Raw genomic sequence first — 19,022 nt, forward strand, 5'->3', positions numbered from 1 at the left:
CAGGATCCTGCGATTGCTGCGGACGGCGGAACAAAGCAAAGGATTAGCCGTTACCTGCTCGAACCCAGACATACTTCAATTGCTGAAAGGAAGAGACCAATGGCTGGTAAAGCCCTGGAAGACCTGTTCTATGACATGCTTAAGGATGTCTATTACGCCGAACGCAAGATTCTGAAAACCCTGCCCAAAATGGCCAAAGGCGCGCAGAGCCCGAAGCTCAAGGCGGCGTTCGAAAAGCACCATGAAGAAACCGAAGGCCAGATCGAGCGCCTGCAGCAGGTGTTTGAAATCTTCGGCAAGCGTGCGGTCGGTAAGACCTGTCCGGCGATTGACGGTATCGTTGAAGAAGGCGAGGAAATCCTCGATGAATTCAAGGGGTCACCGGCGCTTGATGCCGGACTTCTCGCCACGGCGCAGGCTGTCGAACATTATGAGATGGCCCGCTACGGCACGCTGAGGACCTGGGCCGGAATGCTTGGCCTCAAGGATGCGGTCAAGCTGCTTGACGAGACCTTGCAGCAGGAAGGGGCGACCGATCATGCACTGACAGCGCTTGCCGAGGCTTCCGTCAATGCAACGGCGATGAAGAAAGCCGCATAACAGGGCGGGATCCGATTGGCCGGGGTTCATCTCCGGCCAATTTGCTATTTCAGGCTGATCCAGTAGGAGCCGCGGAACGGAACGGCGGCAAAGCGCTCGTTGATTTCCTTCAGGCTCTGATCCGGATCGATATCCGCAAACATCTCCGGCCGCAGCCAATGGGCAAAGGCCTCCGCCGCCAGAATGTTGAGCGGTACGGCGTTGAAGAAATTCCACAATCCGTGCACCCGGCCTTTCTGGACGCCCGACAGGTTGGCAAGAACCGGATTTTTCACCGCTTCGCCCAGTGTCTTGCGCGCCTCCTCGGCGGAAACGCCGGGGCCAATGGAAAAGGCGCTGTAGGTGCCGCCGGGTGAGGCCGTGGCGATGTACACTTCAGGGTCGGCCTCGATCAGATACTCGCTGCTGACGATGCCGCCCTGGCGTGGCAGGTTCTTGGTCGCAATGTTGCGGCTGCCGGTAATGCCGATGAATTCTCCGAGGCCGCCGGTGCCGTAGGCATAGCAGCATCGATCGGGATTGGGGAATGCGTCCATCAGTACGGTCGGGCCTGGCTCGGGATTGGCGGCGACCCGGTCTGTGATGCGCTTCAGGTGTTCCTCGTAGAAATCGGCAAAGGCGTTTGCCTGTTCCTCGCGCTCCAGGACCTTGCCGAGCAACCGCATGTTGTCAGGTGTATTCTTCAAGGGATCGCTGTTGAAATCGACAACGAAGACCGGGACGCCAGTGCTTTCGAGATAGTCGATCGCCCGCTTGCCGAGATCGGTATCGGCCTGCCAGTTGGCCATGATGGCAAGGTCAGCCTTCAAGGACAGGATGGTTTCGAAGGACAGGCCGTCGCCCGTGCCATCGCCGATAATCGGAACGTACGCAAGGGCCGGAAATTTTTCCACGAAGTCCTTGTAGATTTCGGGGTTGTCGCCCTTCAGGTCTCCCGACCAGCCAGCCAGCAGGCTGACGGGATCGGGATGGATCAGCGACAGCGCCACCAGATTGAAGCCGCTGCCGAGCAGGATGGCTTGGGGTGTCTCCTTGATCGTCACCTGCCGGCCAATCCCGTCGGTGAGCGTCAACGGCCAGCGATCCTGCGCGTTCGACATGGCAGCACAGGCCAAAAACAGGCCAAGGGTCAAAAGAAGGAGGCGTTTCACAATCATTGCTTTCTTTGGGCGGGCAGGGCGCAGAGTTCGCCACAGCTGGGTATGCCCGGCAGAAGATAGCGCAGGCAACAGATCTTGCGGCGGCAGACGGTCTCTTCGCCATCAGCTTCATGCCGCAGGCAGCCGAGAAACGGGTTTGGGGTCCCGTCGGGCAGGTGTGTCTGCGAAAACAGCGACCGTGAGGCCCAGGTGTCGCCGTCGGCGGGGCGTTCCCGTTCGGTGGCGTTGAAAGCGTAGTCGATATAGACCGCCGCATTGTTCCACGCGAGCTTTGGTGCAATGCCGCCCACCGCTTTCAACTGCGCGATAATCTCGGCTAGATGCTGGCTGACCAGTGGCATGACGAAGGAGAGAAGGTCGGCGCCCTTGCCCTCGCTCCAATCACCCTCGCGGGCAAGTCCGAGAGCGCGTGGCAAGCCGTCTTCGGCCAGCGCGATCGTCATTTCGCCGGGAACGACCGGCAAAACGTGATCGGCCCGGCGAGCAACGATATAAGGGATGGTCAACATCGAGAAATAATAGAGCGACCACATCGAGGCGACAGCGCGCCTGTCCGTGCCGCCGTGGGCGTTCGCATAGGTATCAAGAGCCTCTGTGAAACCGCCGGAACCGAAGAACTCCGACAGCGGCACGCCGCCTTCCAGCTCCGACGACAGCATCATCTTCTCGCCGCACCAGGCGTGCTCACCGGCAAACACCGCCTTCAGGCTGGAGGCCCCGAAAGCGGTGCTGACGTCGTGGTTGGGGGAAAGGCTCAAACGGTCACCAGCTGTATTTCAACGAACCGATGACGGCACGGCCCTGATCACGGTAGCAGAAGCCTGCCGAGCAAACCGTATCGCGGCGGTCAAAGACGTTGGTTGCATTGACCTGCAGGCGCAGGCCCTCATACTTCTTGTCGATGGCCGCGAAGTCGTAATGGGCGGCGGCATCGAAGAGGACGCGCGCGCCGTTGCGCGTCGTGTTCTGGTCGTTACCGAAGCTCGAGCCTAAGAAGCGGGCACCGGCACCGAAGCCGAGGCCGGCTGCCGGGCCATCTTCCGGCAATGTGTAGTCCGCCCAGAGCGATGCCATGTGGCGCGGCACGGAGGAGACGTAGTTGCCAACCGTATCGGCCGGGCCTTCGGTGATCTTGATGTCGGTATAGGTATAGGACGCGATCAGCGACAGGCCGTTGTCGAGGCTGGTATTGGCTTCCAGTTCGAAGCCGCGCGAGCGCACCTTGCCGCGCTGAACCTGAATGTTTTCCGGGCCTGTCGGCAGGTCCACAACCTCGTAATAAAGGCTGTTCTTCTGGTTGATATTAAAGAGAGCCGCCGTGACCATCGTGTTGCTGTTGGGCAGCAGATACTTGACGCCGATTTCTTCCTGCTGGCTTTCGGTCGGCTTGAACGGCTGTTCCGTTTCCTTGTTCCAGCCGGCATTGGGCGAGAAGGCTGTGGAGTAGCTGATATAGGGCGCAAGGCCGAAATCGGTTTCGTAGGTCAGGCCGATACGGCCGGAAAATGCCTTGTCCTGTTGCGAAACCTGGTTCGTCAGACCAGTGGTCAGATCGGTGTTGTCCGTATCCGTCGAGACCCAGTCATAGCGGGCGCCGGCTGTCAGCGTCCAGGCGTCGTAACGAATCTGGTCCTGAAGGTAGGTGCCAAGCTGCCACTGGTCCTGGACGACGCGTTCGTTGAAGTCGATCGGGTCGGTCGGACGGCCTTTGGTCGGGTTCTTGGTGTCGAGCGGCGGCGTGAAGCCGGTTCCGGCGAGGGACTTGAACCGCAATTTCGTGTAGTCGACACCTGCGAGCAATGTGTGATCGAGTGCGCCGGTATCGAACTTGGCCTCCATCTGATTGTCGATGACCACGGAGCTGAGGCGCTCGTCGAACGTTCCGGCGCTGCTATCCAGCAAGGTCGGATCAATGGCGTTCGGCGCGTAGGCAAAGGCCCAGTCGGCATCGACGTTCAGCGTCGAGACGCGCATGTTCTGGCGGAAGGTAAAGACGTCGTTCAGGCGGTGCTCAAATTCGTAGCCGAGGCGCGCCTGTGTTTGCACCGAATCGTTGAAGTCCGGATTGCCGGCGAAAATGTCGGTTACCTTGCCAGTCGGGTCGTTGTAATAGGCCGCCGAACCGCCGGTCTTGGTGCGGGAATATTCGCCAAGAATGGTCAGCTTGGTGTCTTCGTCCGGCTTCCATGTAAAGGCCGGTGCGATATAGGCGCGGTCATCCGGGACGCTGATCTGCTCTGTGTCGGCGCTGCGCAGCAGGCCAGTCATGCGGTAGTAGAGCGGATCGGTGTCGTTGATCGGGCCGGAGAAATCGAACTGGCCCTGGTAGCGGTTGTCCGTACCGTATTGCAGCTGCAGTTCGCGCAACGGCTCCTCGGTTGGCCGCTTGGTGATCAGGTTGAACAGGCCGCCGGCGCCGGACGCACCATAGAGGGCCGACGACGGGCCGCGCAGGATCGACACGCCTTCCAGGCCATAAGGCTCGTTCTTGAACAGCGAGGAGCTGGCGCCGGGCTGGCGCAGGTTGTCACGGAACATGCCGGTATAGGTAACGTCGAAACCACGCACGGTGAAGGAATCGAAGCGCGGATCGAAACCGTATCCACCGACACGCGAGCCGGGCGTGTAAGCAAACGTTTCGAGAAGCGTCTGCGGGTTGCGATCCTTCAACTGCTGCTCGGTCACGGACGAGATCGATTGCGGTATCTGCAGGAAGGGGGTGTCGACCTTGGCGCCGGTGGCGCTGCTGGTGCCGACATAGCCATCGGCCGTGATGACGCCGCCGCTGCCGCCCGTGACGGTCAGTGTCTCCAGTTCGGTCGCTCCATCAGCACCTGTCGTAGATTGCGCCGCATCCTGTGCGAAAGCTGTCAGCGAAAGGGCGAGCAGCGAGGTGCCGGCAAGAGCGAAACGAACGGTGGACCGGGTGGCACGGCGAAGTTGGGGCATGTCATGCACTTTCTGGACAGGCGGGAGTTATAAGATGACTCGTTCTATCAAGATTACTTTCACAGGAAAGTGAAATGTATGACTTAAACACTCATGTTTTTGAGTGTGTGGGATTCGAGCAACATTTTCGGTTGGAAATTCCAACCGTTTCCGGCAGTTAGGCCAAAAATTGCAAAAGGCCGCACGTGATGGTGCGGCCTTGGTCTTGCGAGCGGGCTGTGCCGGACGCTGAATGGATTATCCGTGATTGATCATCACATGCCGGACGGCCGTATAGTCCTCCAGCGCGTAGATCGACATGTCCTTGCCATAGCCGGATTGCTTGATGCCGCCATGCGGCATTTCGTTGGTCAGCATGAAATGGGTGTTGATCCAGGTGCAGCCATATTGCAGGCGGGAAGCAGCTTTCATGGCCTTGGAGATGTCCTTGGTCCAGACAGAAGAGGCAAGGCCATAATCGCTGTCATTGGCCCAGGTGACGGCCTGATCGTCTTCAGCGAACCGGGTGACCGAGACGACAGGGCCGAACACTTCGCGGCGGACGATTTCGTCTTCCTGGGTGGCGCCGGCAACGACGGTGGGTTGGAAGAAGAAGCCGTCCTTGCTGCCGAGATTGCCGCCGGTGGTGATCTCGATATGCTTCTGCTCGGTGGCGCGCTCGACGAAGCTTGCCACCCGATCGCGCTGGCGCTTGGAGATCAGCGGGCCGATCTCGTTTTCGGCGTCGTCTGCGAGATTGTACTTGATCGTGGAGACGGCGGAGGTGAGGTCGGCGACGAGCTTTTCGTAGATGCCGTCCTGCGCATAGATGCGGCAAGCGGCGGTGCAGTCCTGACCGGCATTGTAGTAGCCGAAGGTGCGGATGCCGTTGACGACGGCTTCGAGGTCGGCATCGTCATAGACGATGACTGGCGCCTTGCCGCCGAGTTCCAGATGAGTGCGCTTGACGGTTTTTGCGGCCGCCTGCAGCACCTTCTTGCCGGTGGCGATATCGCCGGTGATCGAGACCATGCCGATCTTCGGGTGGTTGATCAGCGTGTTGCCGACGGTATCGCCGCGGCCGAGGATGACGTTGACGACGCCTTCCGGCAGGATGTCGGCCAGCAGGCGCGCCATCTTCAGCGCTGTCAGTGGCGTCTGTTCCGATGGCTTGAAGACGACGGTGTTGCCGCCGGCAATCGCGGGCGCCAGCTTCCAGGCCATCATCATCAGCGGATAGTTCCACGGTGCGATCGAGCCGATGATGCCGACGGGATCGCGACGGATCATCGACGTATGGCCAGGCAAGTACTCGCCGGCAACAGTTGCATGCAGGTTGCGGATGGCGCCTGCGAAAAAGCGCCAGCAGTCGACGATGGCGGGCAGTTCATCATTGCGCACGGCATTGATCGGCTTGCCACAGTTCAAGGCTTCCAGTGCCGCAAAGGCATCGGCGTCCTTCTCAATGGCGTCGGCGATCTTCAGGAGGTAGCCGGAGCGCTCGCCGGGCGTGGTCATCGACCAGGTGGAAAAGGCCTTTTCGGCGGCATCGACGGCGCGCTCGATCTGCGACTGCGAGGCCTCGGCGAGATCGATGATCTTTGCGCCGGTACGCGGGTTGAGGATCAATTCCTCGGCTTCGGTGCCTGCCTCGAACTGTGATCCGATCAGCAATTGTGTGTCCATGTCGTTCTCCCTTAATTGCTGGCTTGTTTGTTGGCGTCTGTTTCTGCCGGAAAACCGGTGAGTATTTTCCCGGAACAGGCGCGGGATTATTTGCCTGCACCGGCGATCTGGTCGCCGTCGCGGGTGAGGTAGTAGGCGGCCAGGATCGGCAGGAAGGTGACCAGCATCACCACCATGGCGACGACGTTGGTGACCGGCCGTTGGCGGGGGCGGATGAGTTCTTCCAGCATCCAGATCGGCAATGTCGATTGCTGGCCGCCGGTAAAGGTGGTGACGATGACTTCATCGAAGGACAGGGCGAAGGCGAGCATGCCGCCAGCCAGAAGCGCCGTGCCGATATTCGGCAGAATGATGTGGCGGAAGGTCTGAAAACCATCGGCGCCGAGATCCATGGAGGCCTCGATCAGCGAGCCGGAGACGCGGCGGAAGCGGGCGACTGCGTTGTTGTAGACAACGACGATGCAGAAGGTCGCGTGGCCGAGCACGATGGTCCAGAAGGAGAAGGGGATATCGGCCATCGAGAAGGCAGAGCGCAAGGCGATGCCGGTGATGATGCCGGGAAGGGCTATCGGCAGGATGACCAGAAGCGAGATGGTTTCGCGGCCGAAGAAGCGTGTCTGGCTGACGGCGGCAGCGCAGAGTGTACCCAACACCAAGGCGATGGCCGTGGCGATGGTGGCGACCTTGACGGAGAGCGTGAGCGCCGCCCAGACATCCGGCCGGTTCCAGGTAACGGCAAACCATTGCAGCGTCAGGCCGGGCGGCGGAAATTGGTAGCTCTTTTCCTCGGTGGTGAAGGCATAAAGGAAGATCAGCAGGATCGGGATATGCAGGAAGGCGAGCCCGCCGATGGCGGCGATCTTCAGGCCAAGCGGGGCGGTGGTGGAGCGGTCAGAGCGCATCGAAGGCTCCCATGCGTTTGGCCATCCAGAGATAGAGGCCCATGATGACGATCGGGACGACGGTGAAGGCGGCGGCGAGCGGGATGTTCCCCGCGGTGCCCTGCTGGGCGTAGACGGCCTGACCGATGAACAGCCGGGACGAGCCGACGATCTGCGGGATGATGTAATCGCCGAGTGTCAGCGAAAATGTGAAGATCGAGCCGGCGACGATGCCGGGCAGGGCAAGCGGAAACAGCACATGGCGGAAGGTCTGTTGCGGTGTGCCGCCGAGATCGGACGAGGCCTCGATCAGGTTGCCCGGTACGCGTTCCAGCGCGGCCTGGATCGGCAGAATCATGAAGGGCATCCAGACATAGACGAAGACGAGGAAGGTGCCGGTATAGCTGACCGACAGCGAATTGCCGCCGATGATCGGCAGGGAAAGCCAGCCGTCGAGCAACCAGAGCAGATGGAGCTTGGTGAAGGCCCAGGTGAGAATGCCTTCCTTGGCAAGGATCAGCTTCCAGGCGTAGATCTTGACGAGATAGCTCGACCAGAGTGGCAGCATGATGCCGAGATAGAACACGGCCTTCCATTTTCCCTTGGCATAACGGGCGGCGTAATAGGCAATCGGAAAAGCGATCAGAGCCGAAAAGATCGTGACCACCGCTGCCATGGTGATGGTGCGGACGATGATGTCGAAATTGGCGTCCGAAAGCAGTTGCTTGTAGGTCGAAAGCGTGAACTCGTAACTGATCAGGCCCGAGAAATCATCGATTGAGAAGAAGCTCTGCAGCAGCAGCGCAAACAGCGAACCGAGATAGATGATGCCGAGCCAGAGGACGGGCGGGCCAAGCAGGATCACGAGAAGAACGTGCGGGTGCTTCCACAGGAAGTCCGATATCCGTCCCGTCAGGCCCGGCCGGTTCGGCATGATTGCCGCGGGAGTGGCGAGCGCGCTCATGCTTCCTCCATCAGGTGAAGGTCGTTGCGGGAGAACGCGAGTTGCACGTCCGCGCCGATCTCGGGAACCGGCATGGCGGCGGGGCTGGCGACGATGATCTTCTCGCCATTGCAATCGACGCTGACACGGTTGGTCGCGCCCAGAAAACTGCGGGCGGTGACGGTGCCGGGCAGGCTCAGCTGTTCGGCCCAGGAGGTGCCAATGGCAATGGCTTCCGGGCGCAGGCTGGCGGCTTTTGCCGGAACCCCGAGCCGGGCGCAGATGGCGCTGGAGAGTACATTGGAGGAACCGACGAAATCGGCGACGAAACGGGTCTGCGGCCGCTTGTAGATATCCTCGGGCGTGCCGAGCTGCTGGATCTTGCCGTCGTTGAACACGGCGATCCGGTCGGCCATCGACAGGGCTTCACCCTGATCATGGGTGACGAAGACGAAGGTGATGCCGAGCGATTTCTGCAGGCTCTTCAATTCTTCCTGCATCTGTTCGCGCAGCTTGAGATCAAGCGCACCGAGCGGTTCGTCGAGCAGCAAGACCTTGGGCTTGTTGACCAGGGCACGGGCCAACGCCACGCGCTGGCGCTGGCCGCCGGAAAGCTGGCCGGGGCGGCGCTGGCCGTAGCCGGGCAGTTTGACCATGGCGAGCGCATCTTCGGCGGCCTTCCTGCGTTCGTCCTTGCCGACGCCCTTGACCATCAGGCCATAGGCGACATTGTCGAGGATGGAGAGATGCGGGAAGAGGGCATAGTCCTGAAATACCGTGTTGACGCTACGGCGATAGGGCGGCACGCCTTCTGCGGTTTCGCCAAAAATCTCGATATGGCCGCCGGTCGGCTGCTCGAAGCCGGCCATCAGGCGCAGGCAGGTCGTCTTGCCGGAGCCGGAAGGGCCAAGCATGGCAAAGAACTCGCCGGCTGCGATTTCAAGATCGACCGCATCGACGGCCTTGACGGCACCGAAATGGCGCGAGACGTTTTCGAACAGGACGGCGGCGGTCATGGGGACTCCGTAGATAATGATCTCCATCCTCATCAGCGATGAAGAGTAACAAGTAGTGGCGGCTGGTTCGGACAACTCCCTCCCCCTTGTGGGGAGGGTTGGGGAGGGGACTTTCTTCTCGAACAAGAAAACCCCTCCCGGCCCTTCGGGCCACCCTCCCCACAAGGGGGAGGGAAAGATCAGAAATCAGCGCCCGCCGATGACGCCGATATAGTCGGAGACCCAGCGGTGATAGGGGACGCATTCTGTCTCACTGGCGCATTTCGAAGTCGGCGTCTTCCAGAACTTCACCTTGTCGAAATCATCATAACCATTGGCCTTGCAGCCGCCGTCGGTGAGAAGTTCGTTGCCCTTGCAGGCCGCTCCTACGGACGGGTTGGCGCCGAACCAGGCGGAGACATCGCCCTGAACCTTGGGCGACAGCGAATGTTCCATCCACATATAGGCGCAGTTGGGATGTTCGCTTTCGGCATGCAGCATCGTTGTGTCGGCCCAACCGGTCACGCCTTCTTCTGGAATGGTCGAGGCGATCGGCTGTTTTTCCGCCTGCAGCAGATTGACCTGGAACGGCCAGGAGCCGGAAGCGACGACGCCTTCGTTCTTGAAGTCGTCGATCTGGATCATCGCGTCATGCCAGTAGCGGCTGGCGAGCGTGCGCTGGACGCGCAGCACGTCAAGGGCTGCCTTGTACTGGTCTTCGTTGAGTTCGTAAGGGTCCTTGATGCCAAGTTCCTTGTTGTGGAACATCAAGTAGTTGGCGGCATCGGCCACATGGATCGGGCCATCATAGGCCTGAACGCGGCCCTTGTTCGATTTGCCATCGGGCAGGGTCATTTCCTTGAAGACGACATCCCAACTCTTCGGCGCTTGCCCCTTGAAGGTGTCGGTATTGTACATCAATACGTTCGGACCCCAGACGTAGGGAACACCATAGTGGACACCGTTGACTGTGTACCACGGCGACGACTGCATGCGTTCATCGACAGTCTTGAAGCTCGGGATCAGGTCGGTGTTGATCGGCTGGACACGCTTGCCGGCAACAAGGCGGAGCGATGCGTCACCAGAGGCGGTAACGAGGTCGAAGCCGCCTTCATTCATCAGCGCGACCATTTCGTCGGAGGTCGCAGCCGTCTTGACGCTGACCTTGCAACCCGTCTCTTTTTCGAAGCTGGTGACCCAGTCGTAAGACTTGTCAGTCTCGCCGCGCTCGATATAGCCGGCCCAGGCGACGATCGACAATTCGCCTTCGCCCTTGCCGAGTTCCTTCAAGGGTTCCTGTGCGAAAGCGTGGGTTGCGAAAGCGAGCGAAAGGGTGAGCACGGTGCAGGATTTCAGAATCTGCTTCATCTTCAGTCTCCCGTTTTGGTGTCCGAATTTTTCGGTCTTGTTCCCAAAACGAAAGGTGCCTCGATTTCGCCGCTTTCGCAAATTCATTAATCAGAATGGCGTTATCGGATTTTCCGATATCGTCCCGAGTTATCGCGGCCGGCCGCTGCGTAGGGCCTCGGCCACCCCGATGAAATCCTTGGCCGCTTGCGGAAGGCCCGAGCCCTTGCGCCAGACCATGCCAACCTGAACGACGGGCAGGGCGCCGGAGACATCGCGGCTTTCGATCCGGTCGCCTTCCAGAGACCAAGGGCGGTAAACCAGATCCGGCAAAAGGGCGATGCCGGCGCCGGTCGCCACAAGGCTGCGCACCGCCTCGACGGAGCGGGTGCGGAAGGCCACATGCGGGCGGGCGCCCAGCGCGGTCAGGAGCTTGCCGGTATTTTCCTCGATTTCATCGACCGTCAGCATGATCAACGGTTCCCTAGCGATATCGGCGACCGAAATAATATCGGCGGACACCAGCGGATGGCCGAGCGGCAGCCACAGACGATAGGGCGAGGTCTCGATGATTTCCGCCTGCAGCGCCATGCGATCGCGCAGATTGGAGATGACCATGACGGCAACATCGAGTTCGCCGCCGATCAACAGGTGCTCGAGATAGGAGCCATTGTCCTCGATGGCGCTGACCTCGACACCGGGGCAGGCGCGGCGGTAGCGGGCGAGCAGATCGGACAACACGTAACCGGCAACCAGTGAGGTGACACCGAGATTGAGCTTACCGCCGGTGCGCTCTTCCCGCTCCTGCGAGAACGAGCGGCGTGCATCGGAAACACCGGCGAGAATCTTGGTCGCGTGGCGCAGGAACTGGTGGCCATTATGGGTGATATGTAGCCCGCGCGGATGGCGCTCGAACAGTTCGACGCCAAGATCGGTTTCCAGCTCCTTGACAGCCTCTGTGATCGAGGATTGCGAAATCGACAGGTTCTGTGCCGCACGCGTGACCGAGCCCTGTTCGGCGACGGCGATGAAATACTGAAGCTGACGGAGCGTGAAGGCCATGATCTAGCTAACACGGTTGCGGGGGGAGATGGCAAGGTGCTGAAAGACTTCGCTTCGTCATCGATTGGCGGGTGCAGCCGTCAGAAGCGTTTCGGAATGCCGGTTTCTGAATAGTACATGGAGATGGATTTGATAGGTTCACTGTAATGGATGCAGGAAAAGCTCATGGATTCGATATTTTCAAAACCAATCCCCACCGAACCCGGCATCCTCGCCTTCCACAAGCGCTGCGAAGCGTTCTATCCGGCCGATGCCGTCGATGCGCCGATCGGGCAGCAGCGGGAATGGTATGACGCGCTCTGTGCCGAGTTCGACGCTCCGTCACCGGAAGGGCTGACGCGACAAGACGAGATGGTGGGCGATCGCATTCCGGTTCGCCGCTACCGGCCGGCAGATATCGCGACGCAAACAAGGATTTTCTATATTCACGGCGGCGGTTTTGTCGTCGGTTCGCTGCAAAGTCATGATGCCATCTGCGCCGAGATTGCCCATGCGGCAAAGGCGGAGCTGGTCTCCGTCGATTACCGGCTGGCACCGGAGCATGTCTGGCCTGCAGCGTTTGACGATTGTTTTGATGTTTTGTCGTGGCTGCTCGCTGATAGGCGGCCGCTGGTTGTTGTTGGGGACAGCGCGGGTGGTAATCTGGCAGCGGGAATGACGTTGAAAGCCAAGGCGGCGGCGCTGAGCGGCATCGTAGGCCAAGTTCTGATCTATCCGGGACTGGGCGGCGATCTCGTCTCCGGCTCTTATGTTGAAATGGCGGAGGCCCCGGGCCTGACGACCGCCGATGTTGCCTATTACCGGGATGTCCTGAAGGCTCCGGCGGAAAACGCCTTTGCCCATCCCTTGAAAGTAGCTGATTTTTCCGGCCTTCCGCCAGCCTACATCACATCGGCGCATTTCGATCCGCTGCGCGATGATGCGGCACTTTATGGCCAGAGGTTGATTGCTGCGGGTGTCAACGTCACATACCGCGACGAGCCGCAGATGATCCATGCGTGGCTGCGCGCCCGTCATATGAGCGAGGGCGCGCGGGACGGTTTTGTGCGGCTGTGCCGTGGTGTCAGCGATCTTGTTGGGACGCTGTGATCAGCCTTTGGCCTTCAGCACCAGGACCGGCTTGGCGCTGAATTCGGTCGGAAACAGCGCCTTGAGGTTCTCGATCTTCGGCATGTCGTTGTAGACGATATAGGGGTAGGTCGGGTTGAGCGTTAGGAAATCCTGGTGGTATTCCTCGGCCGGATAGAAGGCGGTCATGTCGGATACCTTGGTGACGACCGGTTCGCCATAGACCTTCGCCTTGTCGAGCTGGGCGATGTAACTCTCAGCGATCTTCTTCTGCTCGCCGCTGGTCGCAAAGATTTCCGAGCGGTATTGGGTCCCGTGGTCCGGTCCCTGATAATTCAGCTGCGTCGGGTTGTGTGCGACCGAGAAATAGATCTGCAGCAACTGGCCATAGGTGACCATCTTCGGATTATAGGTGACTTCGACGGCTTCGGCATGGCCCGTATTGCCGCCGCTGACGGTTTCATAGGCGGCGGTATCCTTGGTGCCGCCGGAATAGCCGGAGACCGCATTCTTGACGCCCTTCACATGCTGGAAGACGCCCTGAACGCCCCAGAAGCAACCGCCGGCAAAGACGGCTTTCTCCGTGGTGGCCGTCGAGGCTTCATCGATGGCGGGCGGGGGGATGACTACGGCTTCCTCTGCGGCGTTGCTGAAGGTCGAGGATATCGAAAACATTGCCGCAGCAATGGCTGTTATGCCGGTAAATCCCAAAATGAACGGGCGTTTGGTTGCATCCGAAATTCTGTCTTTTTCAAGCTGCGGCATGCTAGTCCTCCTTCGATGGCCTTGGACCCCTGGCAGGGCAGTGCGCTACTGATCGCAGCGATATGCGGCCTTGCTTTATGAGCAAACTCTGGCCAACAGAGGCAGGCGGGTCAAATCGCAAATGCGTGCGTAACGCCAAAGTGACAGGCCGGAGATGAGGATACACGTCCGTGTGATCCGGCAGAGATTGAAGAAGGGGTATAGACATGAGTGGCATTACCGATCTCGAAATACTGTTGCGCGAGATGCGGCCGGATTTGCGCCCGGGCGATTATGTCTATTGCAGCGTCCCGGCTGAGGACGCCAGCTGGCTTTCGCTGAAGCCGCTCGGCTTCTTTCGCGAGGATGAGGGGCTGACCCTGATTCTGGACAAGGCCGATGCCGACAAGGCAGGCCTGACTTATGGTTTGGTGATGCGCTGCATCACGCTGACCGTGCATTCTGCCCTGGAGGCGGTTGGTCTGACGGCGGCGGTTGCGGTGGCACTGACGCGGCATGGCATCAGCGCCAATGTGGTCGCGGCCTATCACCACGACCACATTTTCGTGCCTGCTGATGATGCGGAGCGGGCGCTTGCGGCCCTGGCAGAGGCCGCGCCCGTTCTCACATGAAGTCGCGCGGCACGCGCGTTTCGCCGAAGGTCTTTTCGAAGATCTTCGTCTCTCCTTCGAAGGCAACCACGGAAGCCGAGGTCAGCCACTCGGTCGCCGTGCAGGCGATCCGCGAGACCGAAACCGTCTTCACTGACCAGTTTTCGCGTTTGGCAATGCAGGTCCAGGTCGAAGTGCCTGTCATCGACAACGGATCGTCCGCTGCGATTGTCCAGGTTTCGTCGCGGATATCCTGTGTGGCAAGGCCGGTATCGGGATGTTCGGTCAGGCCGCCGTCCTCGTAGATATAGTAGTGCGTCTGGCCGGTGGTCATATCGCGCTCGACCCGGCGGCTGGTGCTGCCGGCCGTGCGCTCGATGTATTTCGGCAGCGGATCGGGATTGGCAGGCTCAGGCATGGTAATCGCCCGATGTTCGCCGAGTTTCGGCAGGGCCAACCCCAGTGAAGCGAGATCGAGCGTCAAGCCGGGATCGGACGGTGCGGGCAGGACCATCGGCCAGTATGCGGTCGAAAGTGACAGCCGGATGCGATGGCCCACGCCGAAGCGATAACCGCAGGCATCGAGTACCAGCTGCACTCTTGTCTTCTTGCCGTGCTCCATCGGTTTTGGCGCGGCATTGCCGTCGCGATGGGCGAGGTTCAACACGCCGAAGGTGACGCGGGTGGCGGTGCCATCCGGATGGACGTCGACGACACGGGCGATGAGATTGGCCCAATCGGCATCGCAGGCGAGCTCGACCGTCAACACCGGCTGGCCGAGATAATCGACGGCCTGCGTCAGTGGCGCCGTTTCGAAGCTCAATGATCCGGCGTCGTCGCTGCGCTGGTCGCCAGCCATCTCGGCATCGGGCTTCAGGGTGAACCATTCACCGGACGCTGTGCCGGTGTCGAGCGGCGATTTCAGATAGGCGTTGTGATCATGGGCGCCCGCAATCGGCATGCCCTCGTTGAGACTGCCGAACTGATCGACATAGAAGGTCTGCATTTCCGGCGGACGCCATTCGTCCTTGGCGATCCAGAAGCCGGGATCGGCGTTGCGGCGAAGCGCCGGTTTCGGACCATCAAGGATGTAGGCGCGCATCTGCGGCAGCGCCTCGACGCCGGTTTCCTCGCCGCGCAGCCAATGGTTCCACCAGGCGATCGCTTCGCCGTGGAAATCGGCACGCGGTTTCGGCCAGGCAAAATGCGGATATTTGTGCACCCAAGGGCCGATCAGGGCCTTTACTTTGCCGCACAACCCCTCGGCGGCCTTCATCGGGGTATTGCGGTAGCCGTCCGCCCAGCCGGCAATGACCATGGCGGGAACCGGAAAACCTTCGAAATCCTCGCAGATCGAGCCATGTTCCCAAAAAGCGTCCCGGCGTTGATGCTGGAGCCATTCTTCCATGAAGTAGGGCTCGTTTTCCAGCCGCTCCAGCCACATCTCTTTCCATGTGTCGCCGACCAGTGCCGGATCGGGCGAACGCGACTGATAGGCCAGCATGGTCGCCGCCCAGGAGAGCTGGGCCGAAAGATGCGTGCCGTTCTTGTAGTGGATGTCGTCATTGTAGCGATCGACCGTGGAGGCGATGGAGATCACCGCCTTCAGTGCCGGGGGCCTCAGGGCGGCCACCTGCAGGCAGTTGAAGCCACCCCAGGAGATGCCCATCATGCCGACATTGCCGTTCGACCAGGGCTGGGCGGCGATCCAGGCAATCAGCTCGCAGCCGTCGCTCAGTTCGCGCGGCGTATATTCGCCGTCGATAACGCCGTCGCTTTCACCGGAGCCGCGGATATCGACGCGTATGCCGGCGATGCCGGCGGCCGCAAACATCGGATAGGTGGACTCGTCGCGGGCATTGGTGCCGCCGCGCTTGCGATAGGGCAGGTATTCGAGAACGGCCGGAACGGGGCTCGTATCGGCACCATCCGGCATCCAGATACGGGCGGAAAGCCGGGTGCCGTCGGCAAGAATGATCCACTCGTTCTCGATCAGGGTGAAACTGCGTTTGGACATGCTATCCATCTCTGTCATTCCGCTCTTAATTCTCGAACCAGACGCGGCTTGCGACATAGCCGTTCGAAAGATCATTGCCGATGTCGTGGACAAAGCCCTTCAGCGAAGCGGAAGCCGCGTTCACATAGTCGTTGAAGACCGGCAGGATGAGGCCGCCTTCGTCTCTGACTGTCAACGCCATGGTGCGGTAAAGCTCCTTGCGCTTGGTTTCATCAAGCTCGGAGCGGGCTTGTAGCAAGATCTTGTCGAAATCCTCGCGCTTGAAGCGGGTGTCGTTCCATTCGGCGGTCGAGAGATAGGATGTCGAATAGCGCGAATCCTGCGTCGGGCGGCCACCCCAATAGGAGGCGCAGAACGGCTGGACATTCCAGACATTGGTCCAATAGCCGTCTTCCGGCTCGCGCTGGACCTCGATCTGAATGCCGGCCTTGGCAGCACTTTCCTGAAACAGCACCGCGGCATCGACAGCGCCGGCAAAGGCGGCGTCCGAGGTGCGCAGCGGGATCGGCCGGTCGTGGCCGGATTTCTTGTAGTGAAAGGCCGCCTTGTCCGGATCATAGGCGCGCTGCTCGATCCCTTCCGGCGCCAGCGCGTAGTTCTCGTTGACCGGATAGTCGTTGCCGATCTTGCCGTAACCGCCGAGGATGCGGTCGAGAATGGCCTGGCGGTCGATCGCGTATTTCAGCGCCAGCCGCAGGTCGTTGTTATCGAACGGAGCTGTGTCGCAGTGCATCAGGAAGCTGTAGAAGCCCTTGCCCGCAGTTTTCAGGATCTCGACCTTCGGCGCCCGCTTCAGCATCGGGACTGTCTTTGGATCGACGTTATTGATGAAATGCACCTGGCCGGATGCAAGCGCTGCGACGCGCGCCGTGTTGTCGTTCATCACGATGATTTCGACGCTATCGACGAAACCGCGATCCGAGCGCCAATCGGTGGTGTTCTTTTCGAAGGTGGAGCGCAGACCGGCTTCATAGCTGGTCAGCTTGTAGGGGCCGGTTCCGACTGTCGAGGTCGGGTTGCTGACGCCGCCACCCGGCTGGATGATCAGGTGATAGTCGGTCAAGATCAGCGGCAGATCGGCATTGCCTTCCGTCAGTGTCAGGACGAGTTCGCCGGCCTTGTCTTCGATCGTCTTGATCGAGCGCATCAGGCCGAGCGCGCCGGACTTTGAACCTTCGTCTGCATGGCGCTTGAGGGTGGCGATCACGTCGGCGAGGGTCAGCGGGCTGCCATCATGGAACGTCACACCGCTGCGCAGCTTGAATGTCCAGACCGACGCATCGGGCGAGGGGCTCCAGGATTCGGCAAGCGAAGGCAGGGCAGCGCCTGTGGTCGGATCGGACTCGACCAGAGTGTCGCCCCACAGATGGCCGATGGTGAAGAGGACGGAGCCGCTATAGGTGGCCGGGTCGAGCGAATCCGTGGTGGCGCCGCCCTTGAGGCCAAGCTTGAGATGGCCGCCGCGCTTGGGTTCTTCGGCGCGGGCCATGCCGGCGATCAACGTGCCGGAGAAGCCGGCCGCAAGACCGAGTGCCGCCGTGCCGCCCAGGAACGTCCGGCGGTTGACGCCGCCGCCCACAATCAGGCTGTCGGGCTTGTTGGTGAAATCACGCATGCGCTGTTCCCTTTATGGCTGGTTTTTCGAAGGGAAACGTAACGGGAAACGTCCCAAGCACAATTTCGCGACTTGACGCTGGTTTAAGCGACTTTACGCTATATGAAAATCGAAAGGGACCGACTCGTGACGGACAGTGACGCTTTTACCGAAAATCTGCGTTTTGCCTGCGCCACGCGGCCATCGATCTCGCAGATTTGCCGGGAAATCGGCATCAACCGCCAGCAATTCAACCGGTATATTTCCGGCGAGGCCAAGCCGTCGGCGCACAACCTTGCCCGTATCGCTGTATTCTTCGGGCTAGGGGCTCAGGACTTTTTGCTCGCCGTGCCCGAATTCCAGACACGCATGACGCGTCCGTTGCAGCGCAAGGCTGATGGTGGCGTTTTGCTGGAAGGGCTTCCGGGCGACCTGGTGTCGCTTCGCCGTCACCTGGGCTACTTCCAGACTTATCATCTTTCGCCGTCGTGGCCGGGTCTCGTCGTCTGTTCCTGCGCCCGGCTTCTCGAGGAAAACGGTTCCGTTCACGTCAAGTCAATCGAACGCATCCACGATGCCGCCCATGAAATCCGGCAATACTCGAAATATATCGGGCTTGCGGCTTTCTTGAGAAACCGCGTTTTCATCACCGAACGTAGCGTCAGCCGGCAGCCGATGATGTCGCAGACGATCCTGATGCCGTTCGAGGTACATCAACGGGTCTATCTGCGCGGCGTCACTATGGGGGTCTCCTGGCGCAAGGAAAACCTGCCTTATGCCTCGCGGGTCATCTGGCGCCACCTCGGCACAAATCCGGACAAGCGGCAGGTACTGTCCCGCTGCGGCGTGCTGCCGGAGAATGCGCGACAATTGCCGGCGACAGTGCGGGATTACCTTGATGCCCCGTCGTCCGGCATCCTGTCCGTTCCGGAAATTTTCTGAACTCGCATCAGGCGTAGCCGGTCGCGCTGGCGTTGGTTTCGTCGTAGGGTTCGGGCGATGAAAGATGGGAGGACGGGATGAGGACTGTTGCCGCCGGATTGCTGCTGTTCGGACTGTCCGCCTTGCCGGTTCTCGGCGAGGATGCTTCGCCGCTTGCCGGTTGCGCACTGTCCGGCGCATCCAGCGTCTTCATCGGCGGTGCGCCAGCACTCAGGCTGTCGGACGTCGTCAATTGCCCGGCCGATCTCTACGAAATCGTTCCGGGCATCATGATCGAAGGGCAGCCGCTGGTGCGCGTCCGTTCAGGGACTTCGGAAAAGGCGGATTGTACCGCCAAGGGCGAAACGACCGTCATGGCAAACAATCAGCCGATGCAGCGGCTGGGTGATGTCGCCTGCACCACAAAATGAGCGTGAGATCCTTCCCTTCTATGGGGGCATGGAG

17 protein-coding genes are annotated in these 19,022 nt (G+C 60.4%); 5 read left to right on the forward strand and 12 right to left on the reverse strand.

Features of this window, described 5'->3' with window-relative positions; all coding sequences use genetic code 11:
• Positions 1-99 precede the first annotated feature (99 nt).
• The gene (locus ASD36_RS20195; protein ID WP_060506667.1) at positions 100-600 is read left to right on the forward strand and encodes a ferritin-like domain-containing protein; all 501 of its coding nucleotides are present in this window, start codon (positions 100-102) and stop codon (positions 598-600) included.
• Between the two features lie 44 nt (positions 601-644).
• Here ASD36_RS20195 and ASD36_RS20200 read toward each other — a convergent pair whose 3' ends face one another.
• The 9 genes from ASD36_RS20200 to ASD36_RS20240 all read right to left on the reverse strand — a co-directional run bounded on the left by ASD36_RS20200 (position 645) and on the right by ASD36_RS20240 (position 11,602).
• Positions 645-1,757: an ABC transporter substrate-binding protein gene (locus ASD36_RS20200; protein WP_060511768.1), complete on the reverse strand. Its 1,113-nt coding sequence runs from the start codon at positions 1,755-1,757 to the stop codon at positions 645-647.
• Positions 1,754-2,422 (reverse strand): siderophore-iron reductase FhuF, encoded by a 669-nt coding sequence (fhuF, locus tag ASD36_RS20205; protein ID WP_082512326.1) that lies wholly within the window; start codon positions 2,420-2,422, stop codon positions 1,754-1,756. The genes ASD36_RS20200 and fhuF overlap by 4 nt, the downstream gene beginning before the upstream one ends.
• A gap of 100 nt (positions 2,423-2,522) precedes the next feature.
• Positions 2,523-4,709, reverse strand: coding sequence for a TonB-dependent siderophore receptor (locus tag ASD36_RS20210; RefSeq protein WP_060506670.1), 2,187 nt, complete (start codon positions 4,707-4,709; stop codon positions 2,523-2,525).
• Between the two features lie 237 nt (positions 4,710-4,946).
• Complete coding sequence (locus ASD36_RS20215) at positions 4,947-6,374, reverse strand: gamma-aminobutyraldehyde dehydrogenase (RefSeq protein ID WP_060506671.1); 1,428 nt, start codon at positions 6,372-6,374, stop codon at positions 4,947-4,949.
• An 86-nt stretch (positions 6,375-6,460) separates the two neighbouring features.
• Positions 6,461-7,276: an ABC transporter permease gene (locus ASD36_RS20220; RefSeq protein WP_060506672.1), complete on the reverse strand. Its 816-nt coding sequence runs from the start codon at positions 7,274-7,276 to the stop codon at positions 6,461-6,463.
• Positions 7,266-8,219: an ABC transporter permease gene (locus ASD36_RS20225; RefSeq protein WP_060506673.1), complete on the reverse strand. Its 954-nt coding sequence runs from the start codon at positions 8,217-8,219 to the stop codon at positions 7,266-7,268. Before ASD36_RS20225 ends, ASD36_RS20220 begins: the two co-directional genes overlap by 11 nt.
• Positions 8,216-9,214 carry an ABC transporter ATP-binding protein gene (locus tag ASD36_RS20230; RefSeq protein ID WP_060506674.1) on the reverse strand — a complete coding sequence of 333 codons (999 nt, stop codon included), beginning with the start codon at positions 9,212-9,214 and terminating at the stop codon, positions 8,216-8,218. The genes ASD36_RS20225 and ASD36_RS20230 overlap by 4 nt, the downstream gene beginning before the upstream one ends.
• Positions 9,215-9,400: 186 nt before the next feature.
• On the reverse strand, positions 9,401-10,561 hold the full coding sequence (locus tag ASD36_RS20235) for an ABC transporter substrate-binding protein (protein ID WP_060506675.1): 1,161 nt from the start codon (positions 10,559-10,561) through the stop codon (positions 9,401-9,403).
• Between the two features lie 129 nt (positions 10,562-10,690).
• Positions 10,691-11,602 carry a LysR family transcriptional regulator gene (locus ASD36_RS20240; RefSeq protein WP_060506676.1) on the reverse strand — a complete coding sequence of 304 codons (912 nt, stop codon included), beginning with the start codon at positions 11,600-11,602 and terminating at the stop codon, positions 10,691-10,693.
• Between the two features lie 165 nt (positions 11,603-11,767).
• Between ASD36_RS20240 and ASD36_RS20245 the strand changes: the two genes are divergently transcribed.
• Complete coding sequence (locus ASD36_RS20245) at positions 11,768-12,691, forward strand: alpha/beta hydrolase (RefSeq protein WP_060506677.1); 924 nt, start codon at positions 11,768-11,770, stop codon at positions 12,689-12,691.
• On the opposite strand, the gene msrA is transcribed toward ASD36_RS20245, so the two are convergent.
• Entirely contained in the window at positions 12,692-13,345 is a 654-nt protein-coding gene (gene msrA, locus ASD36_RS20250; RefSeq protein ID WP_060506794.1) for a peptide-methionine (S)-S-oxide reductase MsrA, read from the reverse strand.
• 296 nt (positions 13,346-13,641) lie between these two features.
• On the opposite strand from msrA, the gene ASD36_RS20255 reads away from it, so the two are divergent.
• The gene (locus ASD36_RS20255) at positions 13,642-14,046 is read left to right on the forward strand and encodes an ACT domain-containing protein (RefSeq protein ID WP_060506678.1); all 405 of its coding nucleotides are present in this window, start codon (positions 13,642-13,644) and stop codon (positions 14,044-14,046) included.
• On the opposite strand, the gene ASD36_RS20260 is transcribed toward ASD36_RS20255, so the two are convergent.
• Positions 14,039-16,042, reverse strand: a complete 2,004-nt coding sequence (locus ASD36_RS20260) for a CocE/NonD family hydrolase (RefSeq protein WP_060506795.1) — start codon at positions 16,040-16,042, stop codon at positions 14,039-14,041. The genes ASD36_RS20255 and ASD36_RS20260 overlap by 8 nt on opposite strands.
• Before the next feature lie 25 nt (positions 16,043-16,067).
• Positions 16,068-17,657 carry an ABC transporter substrate-binding protein gene (locus tag ASD36_RS20265; protein WP_060506679.1) on the reverse strand — a complete coding sequence of 530 codons (1,590 nt, stop codon included), beginning with the start codon at positions 17,655-17,657 and terminating at the stop codon, positions 16,068-16,070.
• Between the two features lie 102 nt (positions 17,658-17,759).
• Here ASD36_RS20265 and ASD36_RS20270 point away from each other — a divergent pair, with 102 nt between their 5' ends.
• Together ASD36_RS20270 and ASD36_RS20275 are read left to right on the forward strand one after the other, a co-directional pair.
• Positions 17,760-18,578: a helix-turn-helix transcriptional regulator gene (locus ASD36_RS20270; RefSeq protein WP_060506680.1), complete on the forward strand. Its 819-nt coding sequence runs from the start codon at positions 17,760-17,762 to the stop codon at positions 18,576-18,578.
• A gap of 77 nt (positions 18,579-18,655) precedes the next feature.
• On the forward strand, positions 18,656-18,988 hold the full coding sequence (locus ASD36_RS20275; RefSeq protein ID WP_060506681.1) for a PAAR domain-containing protein: 333 nt from the start codon (positions 18,656-18,658) through the stop codon (positions 18,986-18,988).
• Positions 18,989-19,022: the final 34 nt, after the last annotated feature.

The organism is Rhizobium sp. Root1334 (genome assembly GCF_001426665.1).
Classification (GTDB): domain Bacteria; phylum Pseudomonadota; class Alphaproteobacteria; order Rhizobiales; family Rhizobiaceae; genus Pararhizobium.